The 26,649-nt window shown below is 64.7% G+C and carries 27 protein-coding genes and 1 tRNA gene; 16 read left to right on the plus strand and 12 right to left on the minus strand.

Features of this window, described 5'->3' with window-relative positions:
- Window positions 1-45: 45 nt before the first annotated feature.
- Genes ACVINW_RS28760 through ACVINW_RS28770 form a run of 3 tightly spaced genes read right to left on the minus strand, consistent with a single transcriptional unit; the run spans window position 46 to window position 2,597 of the window.
- Entirely contained in the window at window positions 46-828 is a 783-nt protein-coding gene (locus ACVINW_RS28760; RefSeq protein ID WP_456754397.1) for a helix-turn-helix domain-containing protein, read from the minus strand.
- Window positions 829-834: 6 nt separating this feature from the next.
- Complete coding sequence (locus ACVINW_RS28765; RefSeq protein WP_456754398.1) at window positions 835-2,094, minus strand: MFS transporter; 1,260 nt, start codon at window positions 2,092-2,094, stop codon at window positions 835-837.
- 11 nt (window positions 2,095-2,105) lie between these two features.
- Window positions 2,106-2,597: a PaaI family thioesterase gene (locus ACVINW_RS28770; protein ID WP_456754399.1), complete on the minus strand. Its 492-nt coding sequence runs from the start codon at window positions 2,595-2,597 to the stop codon at window positions 2,106-2,108.
- A gap of 189 nt (window positions 2,598-2,786) precedes the next feature.
- Here ACVINW_RS28770 and gcvA point away from each other — a divergent pair, with 189 nt between their 5' ends.
- Window positions 2,787-3,689, plus strand: a complete 903-nt coding sequence (gene gcvA / locus ACVINW_RS28775) for a transcriptional regulator GcvA (RefSeq protein WP_456754400.1) — start codon at window positions 2,787-2,789, stop codon at window positions 3,687-3,689.
- Between the two features lie 18 nt (window positions 3,690-3,707).
- On the opposite strand, the gene ACVINW_RS28780 is transcribed toward gcvA, so the two are convergent.
- Window positions 3,708-4,481, minus strand: coding sequence for a helix-turn-helix domain-containing protein (locus ACVINW_RS28780; protein ID WP_456754401.1), 774 nt, complete (start codon window positions 4,479-4,481; stop codon window positions 3,708-3,710).
- Window positions 4,482-4,616: 135 nt separating this feature from the next.
- On the opposite strand from ACVINW_RS28780, the gene ACVINW_RS28785 reads away from it, so the two are divergent.
- Window positions 4,617-5,525: a DMT family transporter gene (locus ACVINW_RS28785; protein WP_456754402.1), complete on the plus strand. Its 909-nt coding sequence runs from the start codon at window positions 4,617-4,619 to the stop codon at window positions 5,523-5,525.
- A 354-nt stretch (window positions 5,526-5,879) separates the two neighbouring features.
- Here the strand turns inward: ACVINW_RS28785 and ACVINW_RS28790 are convergent, their stop codons facing one another.
- From ACVINW_RS28790 to ACVINW_RS28805, 4 genes are all read right to left on the minus strand, one after another.
- Window positions 5,880-6,140: a hypothetical protein gene (locus ACVINW_RS28790; RefSeq protein ID WP_456754403.1), complete on the minus strand. Its 261-nt coding sequence runs from the start codon at window positions 6,138-6,140 to the stop codon at window positions 5,880-5,882.
- A 161-nt stretch (window positions 6,141-6,301) separates the two neighbouring features.
- On the minus strand, window positions 6,302-7,054 hold the full coding sequence (locus ACVINW_RS28795) for a hypothetical protein (RefSeq protein WP_456754404.1): 753 nt from the start codon (window positions 7,052-7,054) through the stop codon (window positions 6,302-6,304).
- 273 nt (window positions 7,055-7,327) lie between these two features.
- The gene (locus ACVINW_RS28800; protein WP_456754405.1) at window positions 7,328-7,609 is read right to left on the minus strand and encodes a hypothetical protein; all 282 of its coding nucleotides are present in this window, start codon (window positions 7,607-7,609) and stop codon (window positions 7,328-7,330) included.
- A 282-nt stretch (window positions 7,610-7,891) separates the two neighbouring features.
- Window positions 7,892-9,421 carry a matrixin family metalloprotease gene (locus tag ACVINW_RS28805; RefSeq protein ID WP_456754406.1) on the minus strand — a complete coding sequence of 510 codons (1,530 nt, stop codon included), beginning with the start codon at window positions 9,419-9,421 and terminating at the stop codon, window positions 7,892-7,894.
- Between the two features lie 185 nt (window positions 9,422-9,606).
- On the opposite strand from ACVINW_RS28805, the gene ACVINW_RS28810 reads away from it, so the two are divergent.
- Window positions 9,607-10,740, plus strand: coding sequence for a calcium-binding protein (locus ACVINW_RS28810; RefSeq protein ID WP_456754407.1), 1,134 nt, complete (start codon window positions 9,607-9,609; stop codon window positions 10,738-10,740).
- Window positions 10,741-10,883: 143 nt separating this feature from the next.
- On the opposite strand, the gene ACVINW_RS28815 is transcribed toward ACVINW_RS28810, so the two are convergent.
- Window positions 10,884-10,976: transfer RNA gene (locus ACVINW_RS28815), tRNA-Ser, on the minus strand.
- Window positions 10,977-11,226: 250 nt separating this feature from the next.
- A complete protein-coding gene (locus ACVINW_RS28820) occupies window positions 11,227-13,707 on the minus strand; it encodes a transglycosylase SLT domain-containing protein (RefSeq protein WP_456756526.1) in 2,481 nt (826 codons plus the stop codon).
- Window positions 13,708-14,016: 309 nt separating this feature from the next.
- Here ACVINW_RS28820 and dapA point away from each other — a divergent pair, with 309 nt between their 5' ends.
- The 4 genes from dapA (at window position 14,017) to ACVINW_RS28840 (ending at window position 16,534) form a co-directional block, all read left to right on the plus strand.
- Complete coding sequence (gene dapA, locus ACVINW_RS28825; protein ID WP_456754408.1) at window positions 14,017-14,907, plus strand: 4-hydroxy-tetrahydrodipicolinate synthase; 891 nt, start codon at window positions 14,017-14,019, stop codon at window positions 14,905-14,907.
- Between the two features lie 59 nt (window positions 14,908-14,966).
- Window positions 14,967-15,380: a large conductance mechanosensitive channel protein MscL gene (gene mscL, locus ACVINW_RS28830; RefSeq protein ID WP_456756527.1), complete on the plus strand. Its 414-nt coding sequence runs from the start codon at window positions 14,967-14,969 to the stop codon at window positions 15,378-15,380.
- Between the two features lies 1 nt (window position 15,381).
- Window positions 15,382-15,855, plus strand: a complete 474-nt coding sequence (gene smpB / locus ACVINW_RS28835; protein WP_212013348.1) for an SsrA-binding protein SmpB — start codon at window positions 15,382-15,384, stop codon at window positions 15,853-15,855.
- 97 nt (window positions 15,856-15,952) lie between these two features.
- Entirely contained in the window at window positions 15,953-16,534 is a 582-nt protein-coding gene (locus tag ACVINW_RS28840; RefSeq protein WP_456754409.1) for a peroxiredoxin, read from the plus strand.
- Between the two features lie 209 nt (window positions 16,535-16,743).
- On the opposite strand, the gene ACVINW_RS28845 is transcribed toward ACVINW_RS28840, so the two are convergent.
- Entirely contained in the window at window positions 16,744-17,403 is a 660-nt protein-coding gene (locus ACVINW_RS28845; protein WP_456754410.1) for a uracil-DNA glycosylase, read from the minus strand.
- The gene (locus ACVINW_RS28850) at window positions 17,384-18,025 is read right to left on the minus strand and encodes a LabA-like NYN domain-containing protein (RefSeq protein WP_050422617.1); all 642 of its coding nucleotides are present in this window, start codon (window positions 18,023-18,025) and stop codon (window positions 17,384-17,386) included. The genes ACVINW_RS28845 and ACVINW_RS28850 overlap by 20 nt, the downstream gene beginning before the upstream one ends.
- 360 nt (window positions 18,026-18,385) lie before the next feature.
- Here ACVINW_RS28850 and rpoZ point away from each other — a divergent pair, with 360 nt between their 5' ends.
- The 9 genes from rpoZ to recO all read left to right on the plus strand — a co-directional run bounded on the left by rpoZ (window position 18,386) and on the right by recO (window position 26,645).
- Entirely contained in the window at window positions 18,386-18,778 is a 393-nt protein-coding gene (rpoZ, locus tag ACVINW_RS28855) for a DNA-directed RNA polymerase subunit omega (protein WP_016844003.1), read from the plus strand.
- 217 nt (window positions 18,779-18,995) lie between these two features.
- Window positions 18,996-21,287: a RelA/SpoT family protein gene (locus tag ACVINW_RS28860; RefSeq protein ID WP_456754411.1), complete on the plus strand. Its 2,292-nt coding sequence runs from the start codon at window positions 18,996-18,998 to the stop codon at window positions 21,285-21,287.
- 56 nt (window positions 21,288-21,343) lie between these two features.
- Window positions 21,344-22,114, plus strand: coding sequence for a pyridoxine 5'-phosphate synthase (locus ACVINW_RS28865; protein ID WP_456754412.1), 771 nt, complete (start codon window positions 21,344-21,346; stop codon window positions 22,112-22,114).
- Window positions 22,111-22,527 (plus strand): holo-ACP synthase, encoded by a 417-nt coding sequence (gene acpS / locus ACVINW_RS28870; protein ID WP_456754413.1) that lies wholly within the window; start codon window positions 22,111-22,113, stop codon window positions 22,525-22,527. Before ACVINW_RS28865 ends, acpS begins: the two co-directional genes overlap by 4 nt.
- 285 nt (window positions 22,528-22,812) lie before the next feature.
- Window positions 22,813-23,574, plus strand: a complete 762-nt coding sequence (gene lepB, locus ACVINW_RS28875) for a signal peptidase I (RefSeq protein WP_456754414.1) — start codon at window positions 22,813-22,815, stop codon at window positions 23,572-23,574.
- Window positions 23,571-24,392: a ribonuclease III gene (gene rnc / locus ACVINW_RS28880; protein ID WP_456754415.1), complete on the plus strand. Its 822-nt coding sequence runs from the start codon at window positions 23,571-23,573 to the stop codon at window positions 24,390-24,392. Before lepB ends, rnc begins: the two co-directional genes overlap by 4 nt.
- Complete coding sequence (era, locus tag ACVINW_RS28885; RefSeq protein WP_456754416.1) at window positions 24,385-25,320, plus strand: GTPase Era; 936 nt, start codon at window positions 24,385-24,387, stop codon at window positions 25,318-25,320. Before rnc ends, era begins: the two co-directional genes overlap by 8 nt.
- 33 nt (window positions 25,321-25,353) lie before the next feature.
- Window positions 25,354-25,734 carry a hypothetical protein gene (locus tag ACVINW_RS28890; protein ID WP_456756528.1) on the plus strand — a complete coding sequence of 127 codons (381 nt, stop codon included), beginning with the start codon at window positions 25,354-25,356 and terminating at the stop codon, window positions 25,732-25,734.
- A gap of 161 nt (window positions 25,735-25,895) precedes the next feature.
- On the plus strand, window positions 25,896-26,645 hold the full coding sequence (gene recO, locus ACVINW_RS28895) for a DNA repair protein RecO (RefSeq protein ID WP_456754417.1): 750 nt from the start codon (window positions 25,896-25,898) through the stop codon (window positions 26,643-26,645).
- The last annotated feature ends 4 nt before the right edge of the window (window positions 26,646-26,649 follow it).

A 26,649-nucleotide genomic window follows, 5' to 3' on the forward strand; every position in this document is an offset into this window, starting at 1 on the left:
GCTAGCGGGCGGAGCCGCGCTCCGTCTGGAACGTCTGTGACGTCGTCAATCGCGCCAGTAGACGCCCGGCGTGGTGCCAAAGGTGCGGCGGAACAGGCGGGTGAGGTGGCTCTGGTCGGCGAAACCCGCATCGGCCGCTGCTGCGGCGATCGGCTCACCGGCGCGCAGCAACTGCCGGGCAACATTGAGCCGGGCGAGCTGTCGGAAGGCATGCGGTGCGACGCCGAGCTCGCGCCTCACCAAGCGGCTGAACCCTTCGCGGCTTCGTCCCAGGCTCGCGGCAATAGCGCGGATCGACTCCGCACTCTCGGTCAGGGTGCCGCCGAGCTTCGCCCGGTCGGTGGGCCCGGCCGGGGACGGCTTGTGCGACAGGCTAGCGTCGGCGATCTCGAGGATGTCCTCGGGCGATATCTCGTCGACGCTCCGCCAGCGCTTTCCGATCCGAACGACCCGCAGCGTCGAGCAGGCGCGGCTCGCCGGTAGATAGGCGTTCAGGCAGACCGTCTCCGCGTCCGCCGTCGGCATCGGTGCATGCAGCAGTCCCGCCGGGATCAGCGCGGCATGGCCGGCAGGCACCGTGACGGTCGCGTCATCGATGCGAAAGGCGCGCGACCCCGACAGCACCAGCACAATCTGGCTTTCGTCATGGAAGTGCGGCCGGAGGCCGAGCGAGCCGGCACCGCGCCAAGATGCCAGCTCGACGATGCCGGCCCGGTCGGCTCGCCGGTATGTCCAGGCATTGGTCATGGCGAACGGGATGGTCATGCAGGTATCGAGCCGATGGAAGTGGTGCTTTCCAAACCTAGCACTGACATCCCCGACCGTCATGAGGCGTCACCGCGCGACCGATACGATCGGTGAGGCCGTCCGCATCGTCGCCATCGCGATGACGGCGGCGACGAGGTTGGCGGCGGCGCTGATCGCCACCGGGATGAAGTAGCTGTGGCCGATGTCGTAGGCGAAGCCGGCGGCGCTCGGACCCAGCAGCGTGCCAAAGGCGACGCTGGTGTAGAGGATGCCGATGATGCCGCCGACAATGCGGCCGCCGAAATGATCGGTCACCACGGCGGGCAGGATCGCGACCCAGCCGCCATAGAACACGCCGAACAGCAGCGCGAACACCGTCAGCGACCAGAAGCTGCCGGCGATCGCCCAGATCGCCAGCGACACCGCCATGCCGAGATACATCGCGACCAGGAACGCATCGCGGCCGACCCGGTCGGCGATGCCGCCGAGGAAGAAGCGGCCGGCGGTGCTGCCGACGCCGATCATCCCGAGCAGCAGCACGGCAAGCGCCGGTGCCACCTGATGATCGACCGCAAACGGCACCAGATGCACGAACGGCACGAACACCCCGAACGCGCTGATCAGGCAGGCCGCATAGAGCCCGGCGAAGCGGGCGGTCTTGATCGCACCGCGGATCGAGACGCCCTGCTGGAGCGGCGCGCTCGAGCCTGCCTCAAGCGGATCGCCGTCCGGGCCGGTGCCGTAGCGCCGGGGATCGTCCGCGATCAAGAGCGACGCGCCGATCCCGGCAACGACTGCGACGACGCCGAGCACGACATAGGCGTCGCGCCAGCCGAGGCTCGTGATCAGCCAGGTCGCGAGCGGCGGCATCACCAGCGTGCCGACGCCGATCCCGCTGACGGCGAGGCCCGACGCAAAACCGCGCCGCCGGACGAACCAGCGTTGCACGGCGCCCAGTGTCGGGACATAGGCGCAGCCGACGCCGGCGCCGATCCCGATGCTGTAGGCGGCATAGACCTGAAGGATGGTCTGCGCCTGTCCCGCCAGCACCATGCCGAGACCGACCAGTGCCATTCCAAGGCAAGCGAGCCGGCGCGCGCCCCAGCGATCGGCAAGCGGGCCGGAGACGATTCCGAGGCCGAAATACAGGAAGCCCGCGAAGGAGAACACCAGCGAGACCGAGCCGCGCGAGGCGCCGAACTCCCGCTGCAACGACTCGACAAAGGACGAGAACGTGTAGGCGCTGCCGAAGCCGATCATGGTCACGACGAAGGCGGCCGCGACGACCGCCCAGCCGTAGAACGGTTTTGCTCTCTGATAACCGGCGTGCATGACCGCGTTCCTCATGTTCGTTCTCCCTAAGCTGCGCGATCTGCTGGCTTGGCCGGCGGATAGCGCAGCATCTGCGTGCAGCGGAACAGCGCGATGGTCCTGCCGGTCGCCTCGCTCTTGATCTCCGCGTCCCACACCTGGGTGGTGCGGCCGGCGTGAACGAGGTGGGCTTCGCAGCTCACGCTGCCGTCGCGCGCGGCACCGATGAAGTTGGTCTTCAGCTCTGAGGTGGCGAAGCCGATCGCGCCGTCCGGCAAGGAGGCGAGGCAGCCGAACCCGCACGCGGTATCCGCCAACGCGACGAGGCTTGCACCGTGCAACAGCCCGTGCGGCGAGAAGTGCTTCGCGGCGATCTCGAAGCGGCCGCGGATGTGGCCACGTCCGGCGTCGAGCCATTGAAAGTCGAGCAGGCCGGGCAGGCTGCCTGCTTGCGATGCGTTGATGCGATCGACGAGTTGGCCGGTTTGGCCGCGCGCGCCGATCTCGCGCAAAGCGAGCTTGTTGGGGATATCAGTCATGTCTTGTCTCCATCAGGAAACCGAAAGCCGCCGTCAGAGCTCCATTTGATGATTAGATAATCTAACTTTATTGGCTCTGATTTCTCTGCGTTGACGCGGCTTTCAGCGTTGAGATAGGCTAATCCAACGCTGAATAGCTGAATTGGCAAACCAGATTTGCTGCGGGATTGAGATTAGAAAATCTAAATCATGGAAAGCCGGCTTCCACCCCTGAACGCGCTCAAGGCGTTCGAGTCCGCCGCCCGCCATCTTTCGGTGAAGCTCGCGGCCGAGGAGCTGTGCGTGACGCCGGGCGCGGTCAGCCAGATGCTCAAGACGCTGGAAGCGCATCTCGGCACAAAACTGTTCGAGCGGGTGCCGCGCGGCATCTACCTCACCGACGCCGGGCGCGACTATCTGCCGTCGATCCGCAATGCGTTTCGCCAGATCGCGGAAGCTTCGCGCCGCGTCGCTGCATCTGTCGACGTCGGCACACTGACGGTGAGCGTCACGCCGTTCTTCGCGTCGGCCTGGCTGGTGCCGCGGATGGCGTCGTTCCAGCACACGCATCCCGAGATCGATCTTCAGATCGTCACCAGCAACACGCTGGTCGATTTCTCGCGCAGCGGCATCGACGTCGCGGTGCGCCACGGCCTTGGCCGCTATCCGGGGCTACGCAGCGACCGCGTCGTCACGGTCGCGATGGTGGTGGTGGCGGCGCCCTCGCTGGTTGCGCGGCTCGGGCGGCCGGCCTCTCCCGCTGATCTCGCGGGCTGGCCGCAGGTCCACGACGCCGATCGCAAGGGCTGGAGCCTGTGGTTTCAGGCCAACGGCATCGAAGAGGTCTGCGCGCCGCGCGGTCCCTCGTTCGACGACAGCAGCCTGCTGCTGAAGGCCGTGCTGACCGGGCAGGGCGCGGGCCTGCTGCCGGCGGCGATGGTCGCAAGCGAGATCGAGAGCGGCGAACTGATCCAGTTGCTCGATACCGCGCATCTGGAGGAGTTCGCCTACTATCTCGTCTGCCCCGACAACCGGCAGGGGCTTCCGAAGATCGCAGCGTTCAGGGAATGGATTTTGGGACCGGCGGCGCAGTCCGCGCCTGCGGAGCGCTAGCTATCCCGCCGCCACGCGCTATCGATAAAACGCGTTGGGCGGCACGCCAAAATGCCTGCGGAACATCGCGGTGAAGGCGCTCTGGCTGGCATAGCCGGCATCGAGCGCGACGTCGACCACGCGCGCGCCCTGCGCGAGGCGTTCGAGCGCGAACAGCAGGCGGGCCTGCTGACGCCATTCGCCGAAGGTCATGCCGGTTTCCTTCGCGAACAGGCGATGGATCGTCTTCGACGTCAGCTTCAGCCTTCGCGCCCATTGCCCGGCGGTCGAGGCATCGTCCGGGCGGTTCACCAGCGCCTTGCAGATCCGCGCCAGCCTGATGTCGCGCGGCATCGGCAAATGCAGCGGCAGCACATCGATTTCGCTGAGCTGGTCGAGCAGCACCCGCATCAGCCGCTCGTCGCTGGTGCCGGGGGTGTAGTCCAGCGGCACCCGCATCGCCGCGACGAACAATTCGCGCAGCAGCGGCGAGACCGTGAAGACGCAGCTGGTCTGCGGCAGATCGGGTGCCGCGGTGCTATCAACGAACACCGTGCGGATCTTGACCGCGCCGCACATCCGGACCTCGTGTGCGAGATTGGCGACCAGCCATACCGCGCGGTTGGGCGGCACCACCCAGGTGCCCTCGGCGCAGCGCACGATCATCACGCCTTCGATCGCGTAGAGCAATTGCCCGCGCGGATGCGCATGCTGGCCGGTCGACGCGCCGCTCGGATAGTCGATCTCCATCGCCGCCATCGGCCGTGCCGTGGCGTGATAGTCGAGGTGCCGTGTGATCAGCTCGTCCAACACGTTCGTCTCGCAAGTCCCAATCGCAAGTCCCAATCGTATGTCCCAATCTCGCTAGGCGAGGTCATTCTAGCGTGAGACGGACTTTGGCGCGACAGCTAGTTGCTGGTGGGTCCTTCACCAACGCGCTGCCGGATCATGTTCAAGAAGAATGTTGCACTCCTGTATCCCTTCGTTGCCATCGTGCTGTGGGCCGGCAACGTCATCGTCTCGCGCCTCTCGGCGCACACGATCGGTCCGCAGGCGATCACCTTCTATCGCCTGCTGGTCGCGGTGCTCTTGATGTCGCCGTTCGTGGCGCGCGCCGCCTGGCGCAATCGGCGCGCGATCTGGCCGCATCTCGGTCCGCTCGCGATCCTCGGCTTCCTCGCGATGTGCCTGTTCCAGAGCCTGTCGTATCTGGCCGCCGAGACCACCACCGCGACCAACATGGCCGTGTTCACTGCGCTGACACCGCTGTTGACGGTCGCGCTCAGTGCCGCGCTGCTCGGCGAGCAGCCGACGCTTGGCATGCTCTGGGGCGCGCCTCTGTCGTTTGCGGGGCTGGTCTATCTCGTCAGCGGCGGCGACTTGCCGTCGCTGTTGCAGAGCGGCGTGCACGCGGGCGACGCGCTGATGCTGCTCGCCGCGATGGTCTATGCGTTGTATGGCGTGCTGTTGAAGCGCTGGAATCTGCCGATCACCGGATGGCAATCGACCTTCATGCAGGCGCTGTGCGCGCTGGCCGTGATGTTTCCCGCATTCCTCGCGACCCCGGCACCGCTGCGGCAGATCAATGGCGCAACGCTGCCGCTGATCCTCTATGCCGGCGCGCTGGCCTCGGTGGTGCTGCCGTTCCTCTGGATCCGTGGTGTCGCGCAACTCGGCCCGAACCGCTGCGCGATCTTCATGAACCTGCTGCCGGTGCTGACCGGCGTCGCCGCGATCGTGATGCTGGGCGAGCCGGTCAGGCCCTTCCACGTCATCGGCGGCGGCCTCGCGCTGCTCGGCGTCGCCTGCGCGCAGGCCTTCCCGCGGCCGCGGAGGACCGCGCGCGATGCGCGATAGGTCACGGAGATCGGCGATCTCGCCGTTTTGATCAGGGGTGAGGGGCCGGGGCGGAATGGAGCGTTACGGTCGGCGATCACTTGTTCATTGAAACGGAGTGATCGCGATGCGTGTCGCCTTGCGTGTGTCCTTGCGGATGTCCTTGCGTATGTCCTTGGCCTTGACGTTGGCCCTCGTGAACGCGGCTGCCGACGCGGCAACGGCACATCACCGGCGGGTGCGACAGCACCTCATCATTGCTCCAAGCGAACAGCCTGTCCCTTCGGGCTGGTACAGATATCCAGGCTTTGGGCCGATCCCGCCGGGCGAGAACCGGAATCTCGATCCGTCGACCCGCGGCAGCGGCTGACGCCGTTAGCGCCGAGATCCCTCGGTGATACGCTGCTCGAGTGTGGCGATGGTGCCCTTGAGATTGGCGCACCGCTCGTTGAGCGACCTTGCCAGGATTGGATACCTTGCGTCCGATCGGTCGTAAATTCCCGTGCGCGCTTCTTCGGTCGCGATGTCGGCTTCGATCTGCTGGCAGGCGCGGGCCAGGTCGGACAGCATCTTGCTGATCGTCGACTCGCGTCCGGCGCGTCCGCGGGCTGTCTCAAAACGATGATGCATGTTCATTTGCGGGCTCCGAATGTCTGAGTTCGGCACAGGGAACAGCTGGCGCCGAACCGTTCACGGAGACATCGCAAATTGCCTGCCAGTTGCGGGTCCGCAGGACTACGGTCGGGGCGGTCTGGCGCGGAAGAGGCCACCGGCGGGCGCAGCCTTGGTCTCGCCGGCTAGTCGCGGCGCCAGGCCGGAATGCAGGCGCTGAGCGCGGCGCGCTTGTAGTCGCGCGCGGCATCCTGGTCTCCGGTCTGTTCGGCAAACCTGACTGCGGCCTCCATGTCCTGAGCGGCGGACGCGCTGTCGCAGAACAGGCTGTGAATGTCGGCCCGGTAGCGATAGGCCCTGTAGTTCATCGGGTTGTATGACAGCGCCAGATTGTAGTTGCCTTGCTCCTCGGCGGCGCCTCGGCGCGCTTCATCGGACTGGCTGTTGAAGTTGGCGAGGCGATTGAGCGACTGCAATGTCCCGAGCTCCATGTAACGGAGAGACATCGCGCCAAAACTCGCAGGAAGAGCTTCGCGCGACGGAGAAGGTTGCGTCACCGCAGTGTTCGCGCGCTCAATTTCGATCTTCTTGTATTTGATGGCGTTGGCGTAATCCCGCAAGCTCTCGAACGTGCTCGATATTTCCCCGTTGATCGGCGCAAGATAGGCGGTCGAGAGCCGTCGATCCCTGAGCAGGTTGAGGCATGCCCGAATCTTGGCCTGCGGCGGCACGACATCGCGACATTCCCTGTCAACCACACCCCACGCATCGCGGGCATGTACCCTTGGCGGCGGCTGCGCAGCCGGCAGAACGAGAGCCAGCGCGAAGCAGATCGCTATCCTGAGACCGCGGCTTGGGCCGTTCATCCCAATTCTTCTTATGTCGTCTCTTATGTCGTCGCGTACAGCCCGATCCCGACCAGGCGGAGGATCGTTCATGACGATTTGATGCCAGATAATCCGGCCGAGGGAAAGCTGACACCCAGCATGGATGGGCGCAAAGTGGGGCCGTCCGTGACTGGGAAAGACCGAACGGCCCCAGCCGGCCGGTAGCACCAAAATGGAAGAAAGCGGCCGGCGCTCCAGCTACGGTATCGCCCGCCAAATGGTTTCACCGGCCAAGCAAGGTCGCGGTCGTGCGATCCCTTTCGCGCGGTTGGGTCAGATCACCTTTGCTTCCTTGACCGTTCCTGCAGGCAATGCGGCTGCTCGCTATGAGTGCGCAGGGCCGGCTTGGCGACAGGTCGTTAGGACGAACGCCGCCTTGCTGCATTGCCATTGGCTGCCAAGTGCAGCGCTCGAGACGGGCCGCGGGGCGGCGATGATCGCCAGCACGACGACCATGCAAGCCAGCGACGTTGCGAAGACGAGCCTGGTTACCTTGGGCGAAAAGCACTGCCGTAGCCAGGGACCGAGGTCGGCGGAGCGACGAAGCTGGGCATTGTGCAAAACCCGGTCGAGATCCTGGAATTGAACGCCACTGTCTTGCTGCATGGTTCTACTCCGGAAAATATTCAGGTGAATGAAAACAATGCGGGGATGCTGAGCGCGGTTTGTTGCGCGCTCGCTTCGCGGCGGTGGAAATGATGTTTCATTCACGCGGAGGTGAATGCCGGTGTCCAGGCGAGGCTTGCTGTCGGCGATCGCCTCTATCAAACCGTGTCCAACCGTGTGCCCCCCAACGGTCCGGAAGTGGTGCGGCGCCTTTTCAGGCGAACAGCCCGGTGGCGCTGTTGGCGACCACCACCCTGAAAGGGGGCGCGCGGAACGACCGTCTCAAGCGAAGCTGAACATGCTTGCGCTGAGCTGTCCGGGCGCGATGCCGATCAGCCAGGCGGCGTTGCCGGCCGCGTCCGTGATGATCGTGGTGTTGATGCCGGGCGAATAGAACTCGGCTGCCTGAACATCGGCAAACGAATGGAGCGACGTAGCTGCGAAGCTCAGGAGGTCATTCACACCGCCCGTGTTGAAGTCCTCGATCACCATGACTCCAGATGAGGCATCGCTGATCAGGAATGTATCCCTCCCGCCGCCGCCCCACGCGTAGTCAACCCCGCCATCGCCGCTGATCAGGTCGTTACCGGAGCCCATCAGAAACACGTCGACGCCGCTGCCGCCCGTGACTGTGTCGCCTCCGTTGGAGCCGTAGACGTAGTTCTGGCCCGAACCGCCATAGATGACGTTGCCGTCGCTCTCGCCTGACGAGATGAAGATGTTCAGCCCGGAACCGCCGAACATGGTGTCGACGCCAGCGCCGCCGTAAAAATAGTTCGTGCCGGCTCCGCCATAGAGCAGGTCGCTCCCGGCTTCGCCGAACATCACGTTGACATCGGACGCCGACGTTCCCCCCGAGCCGAACAGCGCATCGTTGCCGTCGCCGCCATACAGGTAGTTGAAGCCCGTGCCGCCATAAAGCGCGTCATTTCCGCTGCCGCCAAGCAGGACATCAGTGCCGTCGCCGCCGAACAGAAAGTCGTCGCCTCCGTAGGCATAGATGTAGTCGTTGCCGCCGAAGGCGTAGATGGCATCGGCCGCATTGCTTCCCAGCAGAACATCATTCGCCGCCGAGCCGTTGGTGACGACGGTGCCGGCTGGGACATCCGGTTGGCCGGAGGCCGGTCCATAAAGTGCCTGAATGCCGTCGATGTCCGACTGCGTCAGATTGGTCACGCCGGCGGTAGCGTAGGTGTTCATGATGGCCGGGCCGCCGTCGTAATGAGCCAGGCCCAGCGCATGGCCGATTTCGTGGGTCGCGACGGCCTCGAAACTTATTCCTCCCGAAAGCTCCAAGCCGCTGGACGTAGACGAGTAAGTCTCGGCCTGGTCAAAGCTGATCGTGACATCGGGCAGAAAGTCGCCGTTGGAGTAGTAGTACGAGGTCTCTGCCAGGATCCCGTAAGGGCCGTCAAAAGTGCCGAGTCCAAAACGGATGTCGGCGCTGGCAGAATCCGCCACCTCGACGAACGTCACATCGGCCACGGCAGACCATCGCCTCAAGGCATCGATGATTTCCTGCTCATATTCACCGGGCTGAAAAAACGCCGAGTATGTCTCGGGCTGCCCCGAGAAATTGGCCGTGGCAAAACTCCACGTGATGGTCTTCGATGACCAGACGGGTCCTTCCAAGTTGTAGTCGGCCATGGAGCTTGCTGCCTGTTGCGTCTCACCGGAAGCCAATATCGCGATGCTTCGCTTCCGAAGCTTTATCTCGTCCGATTTGTGGTGCCGAAAAGGTAAATAAAGTTCTGTGAGGTCAACCGTCCGGGGCTGGCCATAAGCTCCGGAAAGCAGGTCGATCGGCACCATGAGGGTGAGACGGCAACCCTCCAGCAAGCTGCAATGAGTTCGAATTGCGGCCGGAGGTGCATAGACACCGGTTCCCGGACTGCGGTTCCCGACACCACGCTCGCACCATCGTCTACCTTTGGTAGTGCTGCGAGCTTGCTATACTCCCTTACTATACTCTGTGACCGGGATATGCGGAGGACGCCATGACAACGTACGTTGGAACGCTGAGCGACGACGACCACGCCGCAACTGCAGGTGAGGACGTATTTTATGGACTAGACGGCAACGATACGCTCGTTGCGACGACGACCGGTAGCGTCATCTATGGCGGCAATGGCAACGATAGCCTCAGTTCGAGCATCTCTCACGAGGATTCAGCCATAATCTACGGCGGCGAAGGCAATGACACTCTGTCAGCCTTCGATTCGACCTTGTCAGGAGATGGAGGCGACGATTCCATCCAGGGCCAAGGCAGTTTCCTTTATGGCGGCGAAGGCAATGATACGATCACCACGGGCTGGGACGGGTCTTTCCGTCTGGGGAACGCCTATGGTGGCCTCGGTAACGACGTCATCACTGGACCGGGGTCTGCGATCGACGGCGGCGCCGGCGATGACACGATCTATGGCGGCACCATCGGCTTGGGTAACACCCTGACTGTGCTCCAGGGCGGCGATGGAAACGACAGTATTATCATCAGTAGCTCCGGATCAGTCACCGACCGGCTGATGGCCTACGGAGGACAGGGCAACGACAGCATTTACGGCGGCCAGGGCGCGGACACCCTTATCGGCGATCAAGGTGTCGACCTGCTCGAAGGCAACGCGGGCGATGATTACCTGTACATGCCGTCCGGCGGAGGCACGGCCTATGGAGGCGACGGCAACGATGTCGCTGTTGGCTCTGGCGCCAATGACGTGCTGATTGGCGATGCCGGCGACGATACCGCCTACGGATACGGAGGTAACGACTACCTCTACGGGGGAGCCGGCAACGACGTGATGTTTGGCGGCGACGGCACCGATGTGCTGTTGGGCGGTGCAGGCAACGACTATTTCGATGGCGGCACCGGCGTGAACTATTATTTCGGCGGTGGCGGCAACAACACTTTTGTCTCCAACGATGTGCCGAGCGTCCAGGTGATTCAGGATTTCAATGCCGCCACCGACACGGTGCAACTGAACGGCACAGGCTTCAGTTCGTTTGCGGACGTGCTGTCGCACTCCTACCAGAACGGCGCCTACTTCGTCGTTCAGGTCGACAGCGACACGTCGGTGTGGCTGAACGGCGCGACCTCGAGCACCGTTAGCGCGTCCAATTTCAACATTGTGTCTTAGCTGCTGCGGTCCGTTGGATGCACCAAGGAAGCCGCGACTCGCTGCGGAAGCCCGATCCGGCGGAATAGGAAAAGAAAGCCCGCTTGTATCAGGCGAGCGGGCTCAATCAAAAGTGCCGAAATTCTGTGGCGATTTCAACGGGCTGGCGGAGAGGGAGGGATTCGAACCCTCGATACAGCTTGAGACCGTATGACGCTTTAGCAAAGCGTTGCCTTCAGCCACTCGGCCACCTCTCCGGTGGCGCCGATATGCCCGAGTGGGCGCTGAGCCGCAAGCGGCAGATTCAGATTGCGACAAGGTGATTTGGTGGCAGCGCGGTCTCCGGCGGCCCGCGGGCGGGCACCGAGCCCTTACATCGCGCATCGGCTAGCCGGCGCCGGCTCGGATCACGGACGGAAATATAAGCCGTAACAATGGTTTAGGCTGAAGATGGGGCGGGGCCGGAGGCGCGTCGCCGCACGGCTGTTGAAAACCGGCCGCAACGGCTCATTCAACCCCGGTGCCGCGATGCAGGTCGGCCTCGATCTGCAATCGGGTGCCGCCGCCGAACCGGGCGCGATAGACCTGCAGGTTCTCCATGATCCGCTGGACGTAGTTCCGCGTCTCCGAGAACGGAATCAGCTCGACCCAGTCGACCGCGTCGACCTTGGGGTCGCGCGGGTCGCCATAACGCTCGATCCACTTCCGCACGCTGCCGCGGCCGGCATTGTAGGCGGCGAAGGTCAGGATGTAGGAGCCGCGATAGTCTTCGAGCAGGCCGCCGAGCTCGGCGGCGCCGAGCATCGCGTTGTAGACCGGGTCGGTCTTCATCCGGTTGAGGTCGAAGCCGATGCCGGCGCGCTTGGCGACGTAGCGTCCGGCGTCCGGCGTCACCTGCATCAAGCCGTAGGCCTGCGCCGGCGACACCACCGCCGGATTGAACGCGCTCTCCTGCCGCGCAATCGCGTAGACCACGCTCTGCTCGACCTCGGGCCCGACCTGGCGGAACGAGGGGATGCCGTTGACCGGATAGGCGTAGTGGTCGAACGGCAGGCCGCGGTTGAGTGCGGCCTTGCCCATCAGCAGCATGCCGCGGGCATCGCCGTGGCGCGCGGTGAGCTCGCCGAGGCCGGCCAGCGCTTCCGGATCGCCGTTGTCGCCCATGTCGCCGAAGATCGGGATCGCGAGCTCGCGGGCGTCGATTTCGTAGAGCAGGGCGACCGCGCGCACGATCTCGAGCCGGTCGGCGCCGCGGCCGCGCGGCGCGCTGTTGAGCTCGATCTGCGGCAGGCCGAGTTTTGCGCGCGCGAGCTGGCCGTAATAGCTGGTGGATTGTTCGGCCGCGCGCCCATAGGCGGCGCGCGCCTCCTGGCTGCGGCCGGCAGCCTCCGCGGCACGGCCCTGCCAATAGCCGGCGCGCGCCAGCGCCGTCGGGTTGGCACTGCCGACGCCGATCCGCGCGAAATGCTGGGCGGCGAGGGCGGGATCGTTGAGGAAGCGCAGCGCGATCCAGCCCGCGGTGAATTCCTGCTCGGTCTTGTAGATGTCGCGCGCCGGCAGCGCCGCGTCGCGCGCGATCAGATAGGCGGTGCGAAACTCGTTGACGTCGATCATCTTGCGCGCCAGCAGCCGGCGCTCGACCCACCATTCGTCGACGTTGTAGAGGCGCGCAGCGTCCCTCGGCGCGCTCAGCATCAGCTGCGCGGCTTCGGCGAATTTCTCCTCGCGGCGGAGCAGCTGGATCTTGGCGAACAGATAGCCGGTGTCGCCGGACAATTCGCGCGGCACCTCTTCGAGCAGCGCGCGCAGGTTCGAGCCCTTGCGGTTGGCCGCGATCCGCGCTTTGGCCAGCGCCAGATAGCCGGAGCCGAGGCGCTTGGCCGCGCGGATGCCGGCGGCCTCGTTGTCGGTGCCGTAGAGCATGGTGTCCATGCGCGCCTTGTGATCGCCGGCGGTCAGGAACGAGCCGAACATCTCGAGCGCGGCGGATTCGGTGTCCTCGCTCATCGGATCGTTGCGCCAGGCCTCGCGCACCAGGCGCTCGGCATTGCCGCGGTCGCCGCGCCCGAGCATCACCTTGGCGAGCGCGAGCCTGCCCTTGGCCGAGACCGGCGATTCATTCTGGAACCAGCCCCAGACAACGGAGTCGTCGCGACGGTCGTCCCACAGCGAGGCTTCGATGCGGCGGCGCAGGAACGTCTGCGACGGCCAGCTCGGATTGGCGTCGAGGAAGGCGCGGTAGCGTTCGACCGAGGCGCCATTGTCCTCGCTGCGCAGGATCAGCCATTCGGCAAGCTTGCGCGCGACCGGATCGGAGATCGAGGCCTCGGCCTCGGTGGCATCCGACGGCTTGCGCTTGCGCAGCAGCTCGACGACGCCGGCGAGCGCTTCCTTGTCCGACTGCGACGTCGACGATGTCGCGGCGATCGCCGCAGGCAGCACCGGCTTGCGCGCGATCGGCGCGGCATGCTGGCGGGTCGCCGGAACCAGCGCGGGCGCGGGCACCGACCTGGTCGAGATCGTTCCTGTTGCGGCCGGCGCAGTGTGCTTTGATGTCGCGGAAGCGGTGGTCTTGGATTCGGTGGACTTAGGAGTCGTGGTCTTGTGGGCCTCGGCCTTGGGAGCGGCCTTGGCGCCGTCTGTCTTGGCGCCGTCCGTCTTGGCCGTGCCGGACTTGGACGCGGTCGTCTTGGCAGCGTCGGTCTTGGCTGCGCTGTGTTTGGTTTCGCCGCTCTTGCTCGCGGCCGGCTTGGAATGCACCGGCTTCCCGGTCGAGCTCTTGGGAGTGGTGCTCTTGGGAGCCGCACTCTTCGGCGCGGCCGGCTTCGCAGCGCTGGATTTGGCAGTCGTGTCCTGGGCAGCCGGCTTGGCTGCGGGCGCGTCTTCGGCGGCCCATGCACTGGCCGTGACGGCGGCAAGGCCGACGACGAGCGCCAGGCTCGTCGCCAGCGCCGTCGATCGCAATGTGCCTGCGCGGGCGGATCGGATCACAGAAGTCCTCTGCGGCCCCGAATCATCGGATCGTTCGGGCCATGGGTTCTTATTTGATTGAAAACGTAGACAAAATACTAAGAAGCCTGCCGGTGCGGCTGTTTGCGCCAGCACAACGGCAAAATCGCGGCTGGAACCGGCTGGGAATAGGTACGGTGCGGCCCTTTCGCCTGTCGGCCAGACCCGATATGAATTGCCTTACATGGCGTTTCGCAACAACCGGGTGCCGGTTGCACGGACGTGAAGCACGACAACAACAAGGGTCCGTCGACCTAGCCTTTAGCCTGAAGCGTTTGGAGGAAGTCCATGGCAGCCAAGACAAAATTCCGGGGATCATTCACTGCCTTGGTGACGCCCTTCAAAAACGGCGCGGTCGATGAGGCGGCGTTCCGCGGTCTCGTGAACTGGCAGATCGCGGAAGGCACCCACGGTCTGGTGCCGGTCGGCACCACCGGCGAGAGCCCGACGCTGAGCCATGACGAGCACAAGCGGGTGGTCGAGTGGTGCATCGCGGAGGCCAAGGGCCGGGTGCCCGTGATCGCCGGCGCCGGCTCCAATTCGACCAAGGAGGCGATCGAGCTCGCCGAGCATGCCGAGAAGGCCGGCGCCAACGCCGTGCTGGTGGTGACGCCGTACTACAACAAGCCGACCCAGGAAGGCCTGTATCAGCACTTCAAGGCGATCAACGATGCGATCGGCATTCCGATCATCATCTACAACATTCCGCCGCGCTCGGTGATCGACATGTCGGTCGACACCATGAAGCGGCTGTTCGAGCTGAAGAACATCGCCGGCGTCAAGGACGCGACCGCGAGCATGGTGCGGGTCTCGCAGCAGCGCGCCGCGATGGGCGAGGACTTCAACCAGCTGTCCGGCGAGGACGCCACCATCATCGGCTACATGGCCCATGGCGGCCATGGCTGCATCTCGGTGACCTCGAACGTCGCGCCGCGGCTGTGCGCGGAATTCCAGACCGCCTGGCAGAAGGGCGATGTCACCACGGCGCTCAAGATCCACGACAAGCTGATGCCGCTGCACACCAACCTCTTCATCGAGAGCAACCCGGCGCCGGTGAAATATGCGATGTCGCTGCTCGGCAAGCTCGACGAGAAGCTGCGCCTGCCGATGGTGCCGGTCAGCGAATCCACCCGCCAGGCGGTCCGCAGCGCCATGGTGCATGCCGGCCTGATCAACTGAACCGGGACCATACCGCCGTGAACACTACCGTGCGCAACGTCGAACAGAAGGGGATCGGGATGCTGAAGGAATTCCGCGATTTCGCCATGAAGGGTAACGTCGTCGACCTCGCCGTTGCGGTCATCATCGGCGCGGCCTTCGGCGCCATCGTCAACTCGCTGGTCGGCGACATCATCATGCCGATCGTCGGCATGATCGGCGGTCTCGACTTCTCGAACTACTTCATCCCGCTCGCCAAGAACGTGACCGCCACCAATTTGGCCGATGCCAAGAAGCAGGGCGCGGTGCTGGCTTACGGCAATTTCATCACGCTGATCGTGAATTTCGTGATCGTCGCCTTCGTGCTGTTCATCGTGATCCGCCTGATGAGCCAATTCAAGCGCAAGGAGGCGGCTGCGCCCGCCGAGCCGCCGAAGCCGTCCGACGAGGTCGTGCTGCTGACGGAAATCCGCGACCTCCTCAAGAAGAGCTAAAGTGGCCGAGAAGAACGAACGCCCGATCAAGGTTGTCGCCGAGAACCGAAAGGCCCGCTTCAACTACGCCATCGAGGACACCATCGAGGCCGGCATTTCGCTGACCGGCACCGAGGTGAAGTCAATCCGCAGCGGCAAGAGCACGATCGCGGAATCCTATGCGGATTCCAAGGACGGCGAGATCTGGCTGATCAACGCCAATATCCCGGAATATCTGCAGGCCAACCGCTTCAACCACGAGCCGAAGCGGCCGCGAAAACTGCTGCTGCACCGCAAGCAGATCAACAAGCTGCTCGGCGCGGTCGACCGCGAGGGCATGACGCTCATTCCGCTCAAGCTGTACTTCAACGAGCGCGGCCGTGCCAAACTGCTGCTCGCGGTCGCCAAGGGCAAGAAGCTGCACGACAAGCGCGAGAGCGAGAAAAAGCGCGACTGGAGCCGCGAGAAGGGCCGCCTGATGCGGGCGCGCGGGTAGAGCGAGTAGCGAATGGCGAGTGGCGAATAGGGCAGGAAGGACATCCTTTTTCAATTCGTATTCGCCACTCGCCATTCGCCACTTCTTGGAGCCGGACATGACGCAATCGAGCCTGACCGACGTCGACTGGAGCAAGATCCCCCCGCCGACCGACGATGGCGGCGCGGCGCATCTTGTCGGCATGACGATCCCGCCGGTGACCCTGCGGGCCACCAACGACATGTCGGTGACGTTATCGACGCTTACGGGCCGCACCGTGGTGTTCGCCTATCCGCGAACCGGCGAGCCCGGCAAGATCGGGCTGGTCGATGATTGGGACATGATCCCGGGTGCGCGCGGCTGCACGCCGCAGACCTGCGCGTTCCGCGACCTGTTCGCCGAGCTCAAGGCGGCCGGCGCCGCGCAGGTGTTCGGGCTGTCGACGCAAAGCAATGCCTACCAGACCGAGATGGCCTCGCGCCTGCATCTGCCGTTTCCGGTGCTGTCGGACGAAGCGCTGGAGCTGACGCACGCGCTGAGATTGCCGACGATGGCGGTCGCGGGCCTGACCCTGATCAGGCGGCTCGCCCTTGTGATCGACGACGCGCGCATCAGCCACGTGTTCTATCCGGTGTTTCCGCCCGACCGGAACGCCGGCGACGTGCTGGAATGGCTGCAGGCCAACCCGCGAAAGGACTAGCGCGATACGAAGTCTGGGGGCCGTCGCACGGGGCGTTGCCAAAATACCGAGGAACAACCCCATGCAAAGGAGCCGGCCGCGGCCGGCGCTCGACCAGGCAGCTTGACACGTCGGGCAACTCAGGGATATTCTTCTATTATTCCGAAATAGCGCAGGGTGTCCCCGACATTTGCGGATTGCGTTTCGCAAAGCGGATACCGGAAAGCGCGCTAGCCGAGTTCCTCGCGCACGGTCGCGAACACCTTCCGGAACATAGCGGTCGTCAGCACGCCGGTGTTCGTGTTGTAGCGCGAGCAGTGGTAGCTGTCGTAGAGCTTGAATTTGCCTCTGCTATGCACTGCGCCGTGCACAAAGGGCGCTGCGGCCAGGCGAATGTCCAACGCCCGCAATGTTGATTCGTGCGCGATTCGGCCAAGCAGCACGATCGCGCGCAGCTTCGGCATCGTCGCGATGGTGGCGCGGAGGAATTGCCGGCAGGTGTTGATCTCGGCCGGCAGCGGCTTGTTCTGCGGCGGCACGCAGCGCACCGCGTTGCTGATCCGCGCGTCGACCAGCTTCATGCCGTCGTCCGGGCGCGCCTGATAGACTCCGCTGGCGAAGCCGTATTCGAGCAAGGTCGCGTAGAGCAGGTCACCGGCGTAGTCGCCGGTGAACGGACGGCCGGTGCGGTTGGCGCCCTGCATGCCGGGCGCCAGGCCAACGATCAGCAGCCGCGCATTCGGATCGCCGAACGAGTCCACCGGCGAGTTGAACCAGTCCGGGTTGCGCGTGCGGGCTTCTGCGCGGAAGTCGGCCAGCCTTGGGCAGAGCTGACAGTTGCTGTCGGGTCGCGTCGCAGCAGTGACGAGATTACTCGTCGAAATCGTCATCGGCTCCCCGTGGGGCCATGGTGGTCGCACGCTGCAGGAATTGCGGGGAGTGGTGACGCGGTTCGCGGGGCTCGCGGGGGGCCGGACGTTCGGACGGATCGCGGCCGAGCTTGGATTGCAGCTCGACGAGATCGGTGAAGACGTCGGCCTGGCGGCGCAGCTCGTCGGCGATCATCGGCGGCTGGCTGGCAATCGTCGAGATGACGGTGACGCGAACGCCGCGGCGCTGCACGGCCTCGACCAGCGAGCGGAAGTCGCCATCGCCGGAAAACAGGATCATCTGGTCGATATGCTCGGCGAGTTCCATGGCATCGACCGCGAGCTCGATGTCCATGTTGCCCTTTACCTTGCGGCGGCCGCTGGCGTCGATGAATTCCTTGGTCGCCTTGGTGACGACGGTGTAGCCGTTGTAGTCGAGCCAGTCGATCAGCGGACGAATCGAGGAGTACTCCTGATCCTCGATGATCGCCGTGTAGTAGAACGCGCGAAGCAGCGTGCCGCGACTCTGGAATTCCTTGAGAAGGCGCTTGTAGTCGATGTCGAAGCCCAGCGTCTTTGCGGTGGCGTAAAGATTGGCTCCGTCGATGAAGAGCGCGATCTTGTTGGAAACAGGTGACGACATCAAAGTGTTCTCGCGTGGTTGTTAGTGTTCTTAGCGCGGCGGTGATCAACCGCGCGCAATTTCCGGCGCTGCTGCCTAAAGTTCTGTGAATCTTTCCCCACGACAGTCACCACCGCAATTATGGTGAGGCGAGGGCAAAAAGCCTAGACCTTTGACATTGCAATCGAGAGATTTACTTGTCCGGGACAGCAACCAAGCCATGTCGTCAGACGCTCCGGCCCTTCTGGCCCCGGCAGACCGGGTTATCAGAGCCAGTTGGGAAGGCAAATCACAAATTTTACCTTGCGAAACCGGGACCAGCCCTATAACTAACCCTCATAACCTACATGTTCGATCCCTTTTACCACGGAGCGCCTCGAGATGGCTCGCGTCACCGTCGAAGATTGCATTGATAAGGTCGACAATCGTTTCGACCTCGTCCTGTTGGCTGCGCATCGCGCCCGGATGATCTCGTCGGGGTCGCAACTCACGGTTGATCGCGATAATGACAAGAACCCGGTCGTTTCGTTGCGGGAGATTGCCGATTCGACGATCTCGCCGGAAGACCTCAAGGAGGAACTGGTGCACTCCCTGCAGAAGTTCGTCGAGGTCGACGAGCCCGAGCCGGACACGGTGCCGCTGATCGGCTCCGCCGGGGCCAGCGTCGATGCCGACGACACCGAGGTCGCGGTCGAGCGGATGACCGAGGAAGAGCTGCTGAAGGGCCTCGAGGGGCTCGCGCCCCCGGAAGAGCAGCCCGAGGAAGACGAGTAGGCGCGTCGTTCAGCTCTTCGTTTCGAACGGATTTGAAAAAGGCCCGGACATTGCTCCGGGCCTTTGCTTTTGTTGACAATTTCGCTGTTACGGTGCGTCCTATGCGGGCGCGGGAATTTGAATGGTTCCGGGGCCCGCGCGGGGTGCAGCTTCATTCAAAAGCGCACTAGATTGAGGAACAGGGGACATCCGGTCCCGCGCGAGAGGCAGCGAGTTCATGGCGTATCGACGCCGCAGTTCCATCCAGATGCAGGCTGCAACCGAAACGGTCGCGGTGGCGCCGGCGTCGTCCGCGGCGGAGCGGCCGGCCAAGCCGCGAACGCGCATGATGCGACAATATGACCTCGTCGAGCGCGTCCGTTCCTACAACCCCGACACCAACGAAGACCTGCTCAACCGCGCCTATGTCTACGCCATGAAGGCGCACGGCACCCAGACGCGTGCCTCCGGCGATCCCTATTTCTCGCATCCGCTCGAAGTCGCCGCGATCCTCACCAACCTCAAGCTCGATGACGCCACGATCGTGGCGGCGCTGCTGCATGACACGATCGAGGACACCGAAGCGACGCGGGCCGAGATCGACCATGTGTTCGGCCACGAGATCGGCGCACTGGTCGAAGGCCTCACCAAGCTGAAGCGGCTGGAACTGGTGTCGCGCGAGGCCAAGCAGGCCGAGAATCTGCGCAAGCTGCTGCTGGCGATCGCCGACGACGTCCGCGTGCTGCTGATCAAGCTCGCCGATCGCCTGCACAACATGCGGACCATGGAATTCATGCCGCCGGCCTCGCGCCGCCGCATCGCCGAGGAGACGCTGGATATCTATGCGCCGCTGGCCGGCCGCATGGGTATGCAGGAGATGCGCGAGGAGCTCGAGGACCTGTCGTTCTTCGTGCTCGACCCCGAGGCCTATGCGGTGGTCAAGCAGCGGCTCGATTCACTGGCCGAGCGCAACCGCAATCTGATCGGCGAGATCGAAACCCAGCTCTCCAAGAACCTGCAGAACAACGGCATCACCGCGCGGGTGTTCGGCCGCCGCAAGCAGCCGTTTTCGATCTGGACCAAGATGGAGCGCAAGTCGGTCGGGTTCGAGCAGCTGTCCGACATCTACGGCTTCCGCATCATCCTCGACGACGTCGGCGCCTGCTACCGCGCGCTCGGCATCGTCCACACCACCTGGCCGGTGGTGCCGGGCCGCTTCAAGGACTACATCTCGACCCCGAAGCAGAACGACTACCGGTCGATCCACACCACGGTGATCGGGCCGGGCAAGCAGCGCGTCGAATTGCAGATCCGCACCGAGGAGATGAACCAGATCGCCGAGTTCGGCATCGCCGCGCATGCCTTCTACAAGGAGGGGGCAGGCTCGCCGCATGAGCGGCTGAAACATGAGTCCAACGCCTTCGCCTGGCTGCGCCACACCATCGGCATCCTCTCCGAGAGCTCCAATCCGGAGGAGTTCCTGGAGCACACCAAGCTCGAGCTGTTCCACGACCAGGTGTTCTGCTTCACCCCGAAGGGCAAGCTGATCGCGCTGCCGCGCAACGCCAACGTGATCGATTTCGCCTATGCGGTGCACACTGGTGTCGGCAACAGCGCGGTCGGCTGCAAGATCAACGGCAAGTTCGCGCCGCTGTCCTCCGAGCTGCAGAACGGCGACGAGGTCGAGGTCTTGACCTCGAAGGCGCAGTCGGCGCCGCCGTCGGCCTGGGAGGCGCTCGCCCGCACCGGCAAGGCGCGCGCCGCGATCCGCCGTGCCACCCGCGATGCGGTGCGCGACCAGTATGCCGGTCTCGGCCGCCGCATCGTCGACCGCCTGTTTGCCCGCGCCAAGATCGAATATGCCGACGACAAGCTGAAGGGCGCGTTGCCGCGGCTCGCGCGCAGCTCGATCGAGGAGGTGATGGCCTCGGTCGGCCGCGGCGAGATCAAGGCGTCCGACGTCGCGCGCGCGATGTATCCCGACTACAAGGAAGAGCGGCTGGTGCGCTACGGCGCCAAGAAGGGGCTCGCCGCCAAGCTGAAGACGCAGAATCCGCCGCATCCGGCGCGCGCCACCTCGGTGATCCCGGTGCGCGGCATCAATTCCGACCTGCCGGTGAAGTTCGCGCCGAACGGCGGCGCGGTGCCGGGCGACCGGATCGTCGGCATCGTCACGCCGGGCGAGGGGATCACGATCTATCCGATCCAGTCGCCGGCGTTGAAGGATTTCGAGGAGGAGCCGGAGCGCTGGCTCGACGTGCGCTGGGACATCGACGAGACCATGCCGCAGCGCTTCCCGGCGCGCATCCTGGTCCATAACGTCAACGAGCCAGGCAGCCTCGCCCAGATCGCGACCGTAATCGCCGAGCATGACGGCAATATCGACAACATCCACATGTCGCGGCAATCGCCTGATTTCACCGAGCTGACCATCGATCTTGAGGTCTATGACCTCAAGCATCTCAGCGCTATCATCGCGCAGCTGCGCGCCAAGGCCGTCGTCGCACGGGTCGAGCGCGTCAATGGCTGAAGATGGGTGCGCGGCTCCCGCGCGCGCATGACACGACTAGATTTGCAGGTCAGAAAATGTCGAACGCTCCTCCGCTCCGTCTTGGTATCAATGTCGATCACGTCGCGACCCTGCGCAACGCGCGCGGCGGGGCGCGGCCCGATCCGGTGCGGCTGGCGCTTGCCGCGATCACAGCCGGCGCCGACGGAATCACCGCGCATCTGCGCGAGGATCGCCGCCACATCCGCGACGAGGACATGGCGCGGCTCAAGGCCGAGATCTCCAAGCCGCTGAATTTCGAGATGGCGGCGACCGACGACATGATGCGGATTTCGCTCGCCACCAAGCCGCACGCGGTTTGCCTGGTGCCGGAACGGCGCCAGGAACTCACCACCGAAGGCGGCCTCGACGTGGTTGGCCAGCACAACGCGCTGGCGCCGTTCATCGCACGGCTCAATGACGCCGGCATCCGGGTCTCGCTGTTCATTGCCGCCGATCCCAGGCAGATCGAGATGGCCGCGAAGCTGAAGGCGCCGGTCATCGAGATCCACACCGGCGGCTGGTGCGACGCCGTGGTCGACGGCCACAAGGACAAGGCGGAGGCCGAGTGGACCCGGATCGTGGCCGGCGCACGGCTCGCGCAGGCGGCCGGGCTCGAGGTCCATGCCGGGCACGGGCTCGACTACGAGACCGCGCAGACGATCTCCGCGCTGCCCGAGATCCGTGAGCTGAACATCGGCTATTTCATGATGGGCGAGGCGTTGTTCGTCGGCATCGCCGAGACAGTGCGCGAGATGCGGGCGGCGATGGACCGCGGCCGCGCCAAGGCGGGTGCGGTCGGCGCATGATCATCGGCATCGGCTCCGATCTGATCGACATCACCCGGGTCGCGAAGGTGATCGAGCGCCACGGCGAACGCTTCCTCGATCGCATCTTCACCGACGCCGAGCGCGCCAAGGCGATGCGCCGCGTCAACAACGAGAAGATGGTGGTCGCGACCTACGCCAAGCGCTTCGCCGCCAAGGAGGCTTGCTCCAAGGCGCTCGGCACCGGTATCCGGCGCGGGGTGTGGTGGAAGGACATGGGCGTGGTGAACCTGCCGGGTGGGCGGCCGTCGATGCGGCTGACCGGCGGGGCGCTGGCCCGGCTCCAGGAACTGACGCCCGAAGGTATGCAGGCCCAGATCGACCTGTCGATCACGGACGATTGGCCGCTGGCGCAGGCCTTCGTCATAATTTCGGCGGTTGCCGCGGCCAGATGAACCGGCGGCGCCGGAATTTTGCCGGAAAACTTCAGCAAACCCTGAAATCATTGACATTTCAATGAATTGCGAAGTTTTGACGCGGCGATTGATTGCGCCCCTGCGAACAACCGTCTAAAACGCCGCAGGGTATATCGAGCGAGACGCGGATTCCGGGCTCAGGCCGGAATTTGCCCTCAAGATCAGAATCAAGGCCATTTTCCTCACGCGAGGGCCGAGCGCTTCGCGCGAAGAGAACGTTCTGCCACCGCGTGGACATCAAGGCCCACGGGAATTGGGAAAGCAATGAGCGTGACCACCGGGACCAAATCTGAAAGCGGCTTGGGCGAAACCATCCGCGTCGTCATCCATGCCCTTCTGATCGCGCTCGTGATCCGCACCTTCCTGTTCCAGCCGTTCAACATCCCCTCGGGGTCGATGAAGGCGACGCTCTTGGTCGGCGACTATCTGTTCGTCTCGAAATATTCCTACGGCTACAGCCACTATTCGATCCCGTTCTCGCCGAACATCTTCTCCGGCCGCATCTTCGGCTCGGAGCCGAACCGCGGCGACATCGTGGTGTTCCGCCTGCCGCGCGATGACTCCACCGACTACATCAAGCGCGTCATCGGCCTGCCGGGCGACCGCATCGAGGTCAAGAACGGGCTGCTCTACATCAACGACGAGCCGGTCAAGCGGGAGCGGCTGAGCGATTACGTCGGCGAGGACCCCTGCGGCTCCGGCGATGCCGCGACCCACGTCAAACGCTGGAAGGAGACGCTGCCGAACGGCGTCAGCTATGAGGCGCTGGACTGCCAAGACAACAGCTACATGGACAACACCATCGTCTACACCGTTCCGCCCGGGCATTTCTTCATGATGGGCGACAACCGCGACAACTCCACCGACAGCCGCTTCCTGTCGCAGGTCGGCTACGTGCCGTTCGAGAACATCATCGGGCGGGCCCAGATGATCTTCTTCTCGATCGCCGAGGGTGAGCAGGCCTGGATGATCTGGCGCTGGCCGTTCGCGGTGCGGTGGAATCGCCTATTCTCCATCGTGCGATGAACGACGATACCGCAGCCATCAACGATCAAGCGCCGCCCGGCGAGCCGAGCCAGACGCCTGCCGCCGACAGCACAGCCGCGCCGAAGAAGCGGCGCAGCAAGGCGGTCAAGGCCGCCGAGGCCAAGGCCGCGATCGCGGGCACCGAGGCGCGCATCGGCTACACGTTCGCGGATCCCGTGCTGCTGACCACCGCGTTCACCCACGTCTCGGCGCTGAAGCCCGCCACCCGCAACCGCGCCGACAGCTACCAGCGGCTGGAATTCCTCGGCGACCACGTGCTCGGGCTGATCGTCTCCGACATGCTGTTCCGGGCGTTCCCGAAGGCCGACGAGGGCGAATTGTCGAAGCGGCTCGCCGACCTCGTGCGCAAGGAGAGCTGCGCCGACGTCGCCAAGTCGCTCGGGCTGCTCGAGGACATCAAGCTCGGCATGGTGAAGGCGGTCGAGGGCGCGCGGCTGCGCAAATCCGTGCTCGGCGATATCTGCGAGGCGGTGATCGGGGCGATCTTCCTCGACGGCGGCTACGAGGCGGCGCGCCAGTTCGTCGAGCGCAACTGGACCGAACGGATGCACAAGCTGCGCCGGCCGCTGCGCGATCCCAAGACCGTGTTGCAGGAATGGGCGCAGGGCAAGGGATTGCCGACGCCGGTCTATCGCGAGGTCGAACGCACCGGCCCGCACCACGATCCGCAATTCCGCGTTGCGGTCGACCTGCCGGGCCTGGCTTCCGCCGAGGGCCTCGGCGGCAACAAGCGCGCGGCCGAGAAGGCAGCAGCATCCGCGATGATCGAGCGCGAAGGCGTCGGCACCAATGACTGACGAAGCCAAAGAACAGGCGGAGGCACAGGGCGATACGACGCGCTGCGGCTTCGTCGCGCTGATCGGCGCGCCCAATGTCGGCAAGTCGACGCTGGTCAACGCGCTGGTGGGCTCCAAGGTCACCATCGTCTCGCGCAAGGTGCAGACCACCCGGGCGCTGATCCGCGGCATCGTGATCGAGGACAACGCACAGATCATCCTGGTCGACACGCCCGGCATCTTCGCGCCGCGCCGCCGGCTCGACCGCGCCATGGTGTCGACCGCCTGGAGCGGCGCCCACGACGCCGACCTCGTCTGCGTGCTGCTCGACGCCAAGTCGGGCATCGACGAGGAGGCCAATGCGATCCTGGCCAAGCTCGAGAGCGTCGCGCATCCGAAGATCCTGGTGCTGAACAAGGTCGATCTCGTGCAGCGCGAGAAGCTCTTGGCGCTGGCGCAGGCCGCCAACGAGCGGATGCGCTTCGAGCACACCTTCATGATCTCGGCGCTGTCGGGCGACGGCGTCGACGATCTGCGCCGGACGCTGGCCAGGATGGTGCCCGCCGGGCCGTTCCTTTATCCCGAGGACCAGATGTCGGATGCGCCGATGCGCCATCTCGCGGCCGAGATCACCCGCGAGAAGATCTACAGCCATCTGCATCAGGAACTGCCGTATCAGTCGACGGTCGAGACCGACAGCTGGACCGACCGCAAGGACAAGTCGATCCGCATCGAGCAGACGATCTTCGTCGAGCGCGAAAGCCAGCGCAAGATCGTGCTCGGCAAGGGGGGCGCCACCATCAAGTCGATCGGCGCGCAGGCCCGCGCCGAGATCGCCGAGATCATGGGCGTGCCGGTGCATCTGTTCCTGTTCGTCAAGGTGCGCGAGAACTGGGGCGACGATCCCGATCGCTACAAGGAAATGGGACTGGACTTCCCCAAGGAATAGAGCCGGCGTTTGCTAATGGACGTGCCCCAAGCGATGAACGTGCCCAGGAACGTGCTGTGGTTCGAAGTGCTGCTCTATCTGTCGCTGACGCTCGACGCGTTGTCGGTGGCGTTCCAGGACCGCACGCCGACCGATGTCAGAACCGATCAGATGATCATGGGCGAGACGCTGACCGCCGGCTGCATGATCCTGCTCCTGATGTATTTCGTCCGGCTCGCCGCGCGACATCGCAAGAACTGGCCGCGCTGGGCGCTGGCCGCGATGCTGGTGCTGTCGGCGATCTCGCTGGTGCAGGTGATCGGCGACAAGGGCCTGGAGATTGACAGCGCGATCGAGATCGTGTCCTGCATCCTCACCGCGGCCGGGCTGTATTACTCCTTCACCGGCGACGCGCAGGGCTGGTTCAACGCGTAGGGGTTCCGCTGTCATTCCGGGGCGGTCCGCAGGACCGAACCCGGAATCTCGAGATTCTCGGTGCGCAGTTGCGCACCTGAGGGTTCGATGCTTCGCATCGCCCCGGAATGACGTGTCGAGATCGCTGCGTCCACCCTCGGAATCCTGATAGACTTCCGACCATGGAATGGACCGACGAAGGCATCGTGCTGGGCGTGCGGCGGCATGGCGAATCCTCCGCCATCGTCGAGCTGTTGACGCGCGAGCACGGCCGCCATCTCGGCCTGGTGCGCGGCGGCGCCGGCTCGCGGATGCGGCCGCTGCTGCAACCCGGCAACAGCGTCACCGCGGTATGGCGGGCGCGGCTCGACGAGCATCTCGGCATGTACGCGCTGGAGGGCACGCGACTGCGGGCGGCGACGCTGCTGGCGTCATCGCACGCGGTCTATGGCGTCACGCACCTGGCGGCGCTGGCCCGGCTGCTGCCGGAGCGCGATCCGCATGAAGACATCTACGAGATGCTGCAGGGGACGCTCGACGACTTCGACGACACTGGCGTCGCCGCCGTGCACGTGATCCGGTTCGAGCTCGCGATGCTGACCGAGCTCGGCTTCGGGCTCGACCTCGACAATTGCGCGGCCACCGGCGAGACCACCGACCTGATCTATGTATCGCCGAAATCCGGTGGCGCGGTGTCGCGCAGCGCCGGCGAGCCGTGGCGCGACCGGCTGTTGCCGTTGCCGGCGTTCCTGCGCGAAGGCGAGGGCGGCGCCAACAGCTGGTCGGACCAGGACCTGCGCGACGGCTTCCAGATCACCGGCCTGTTCCTGCTCCGCCATGTGCTGGAGCCACGCGGCCAGGGCCATTCCGATGCCCGTGACGGATTTATCAACGCTGTCACCAGGCGGCGGAGCCGGACGCCGGTTCCGTAAGGCC

The organism is Bradyrhizobium sp. USDA 4461, assembly GCF_054055655.1.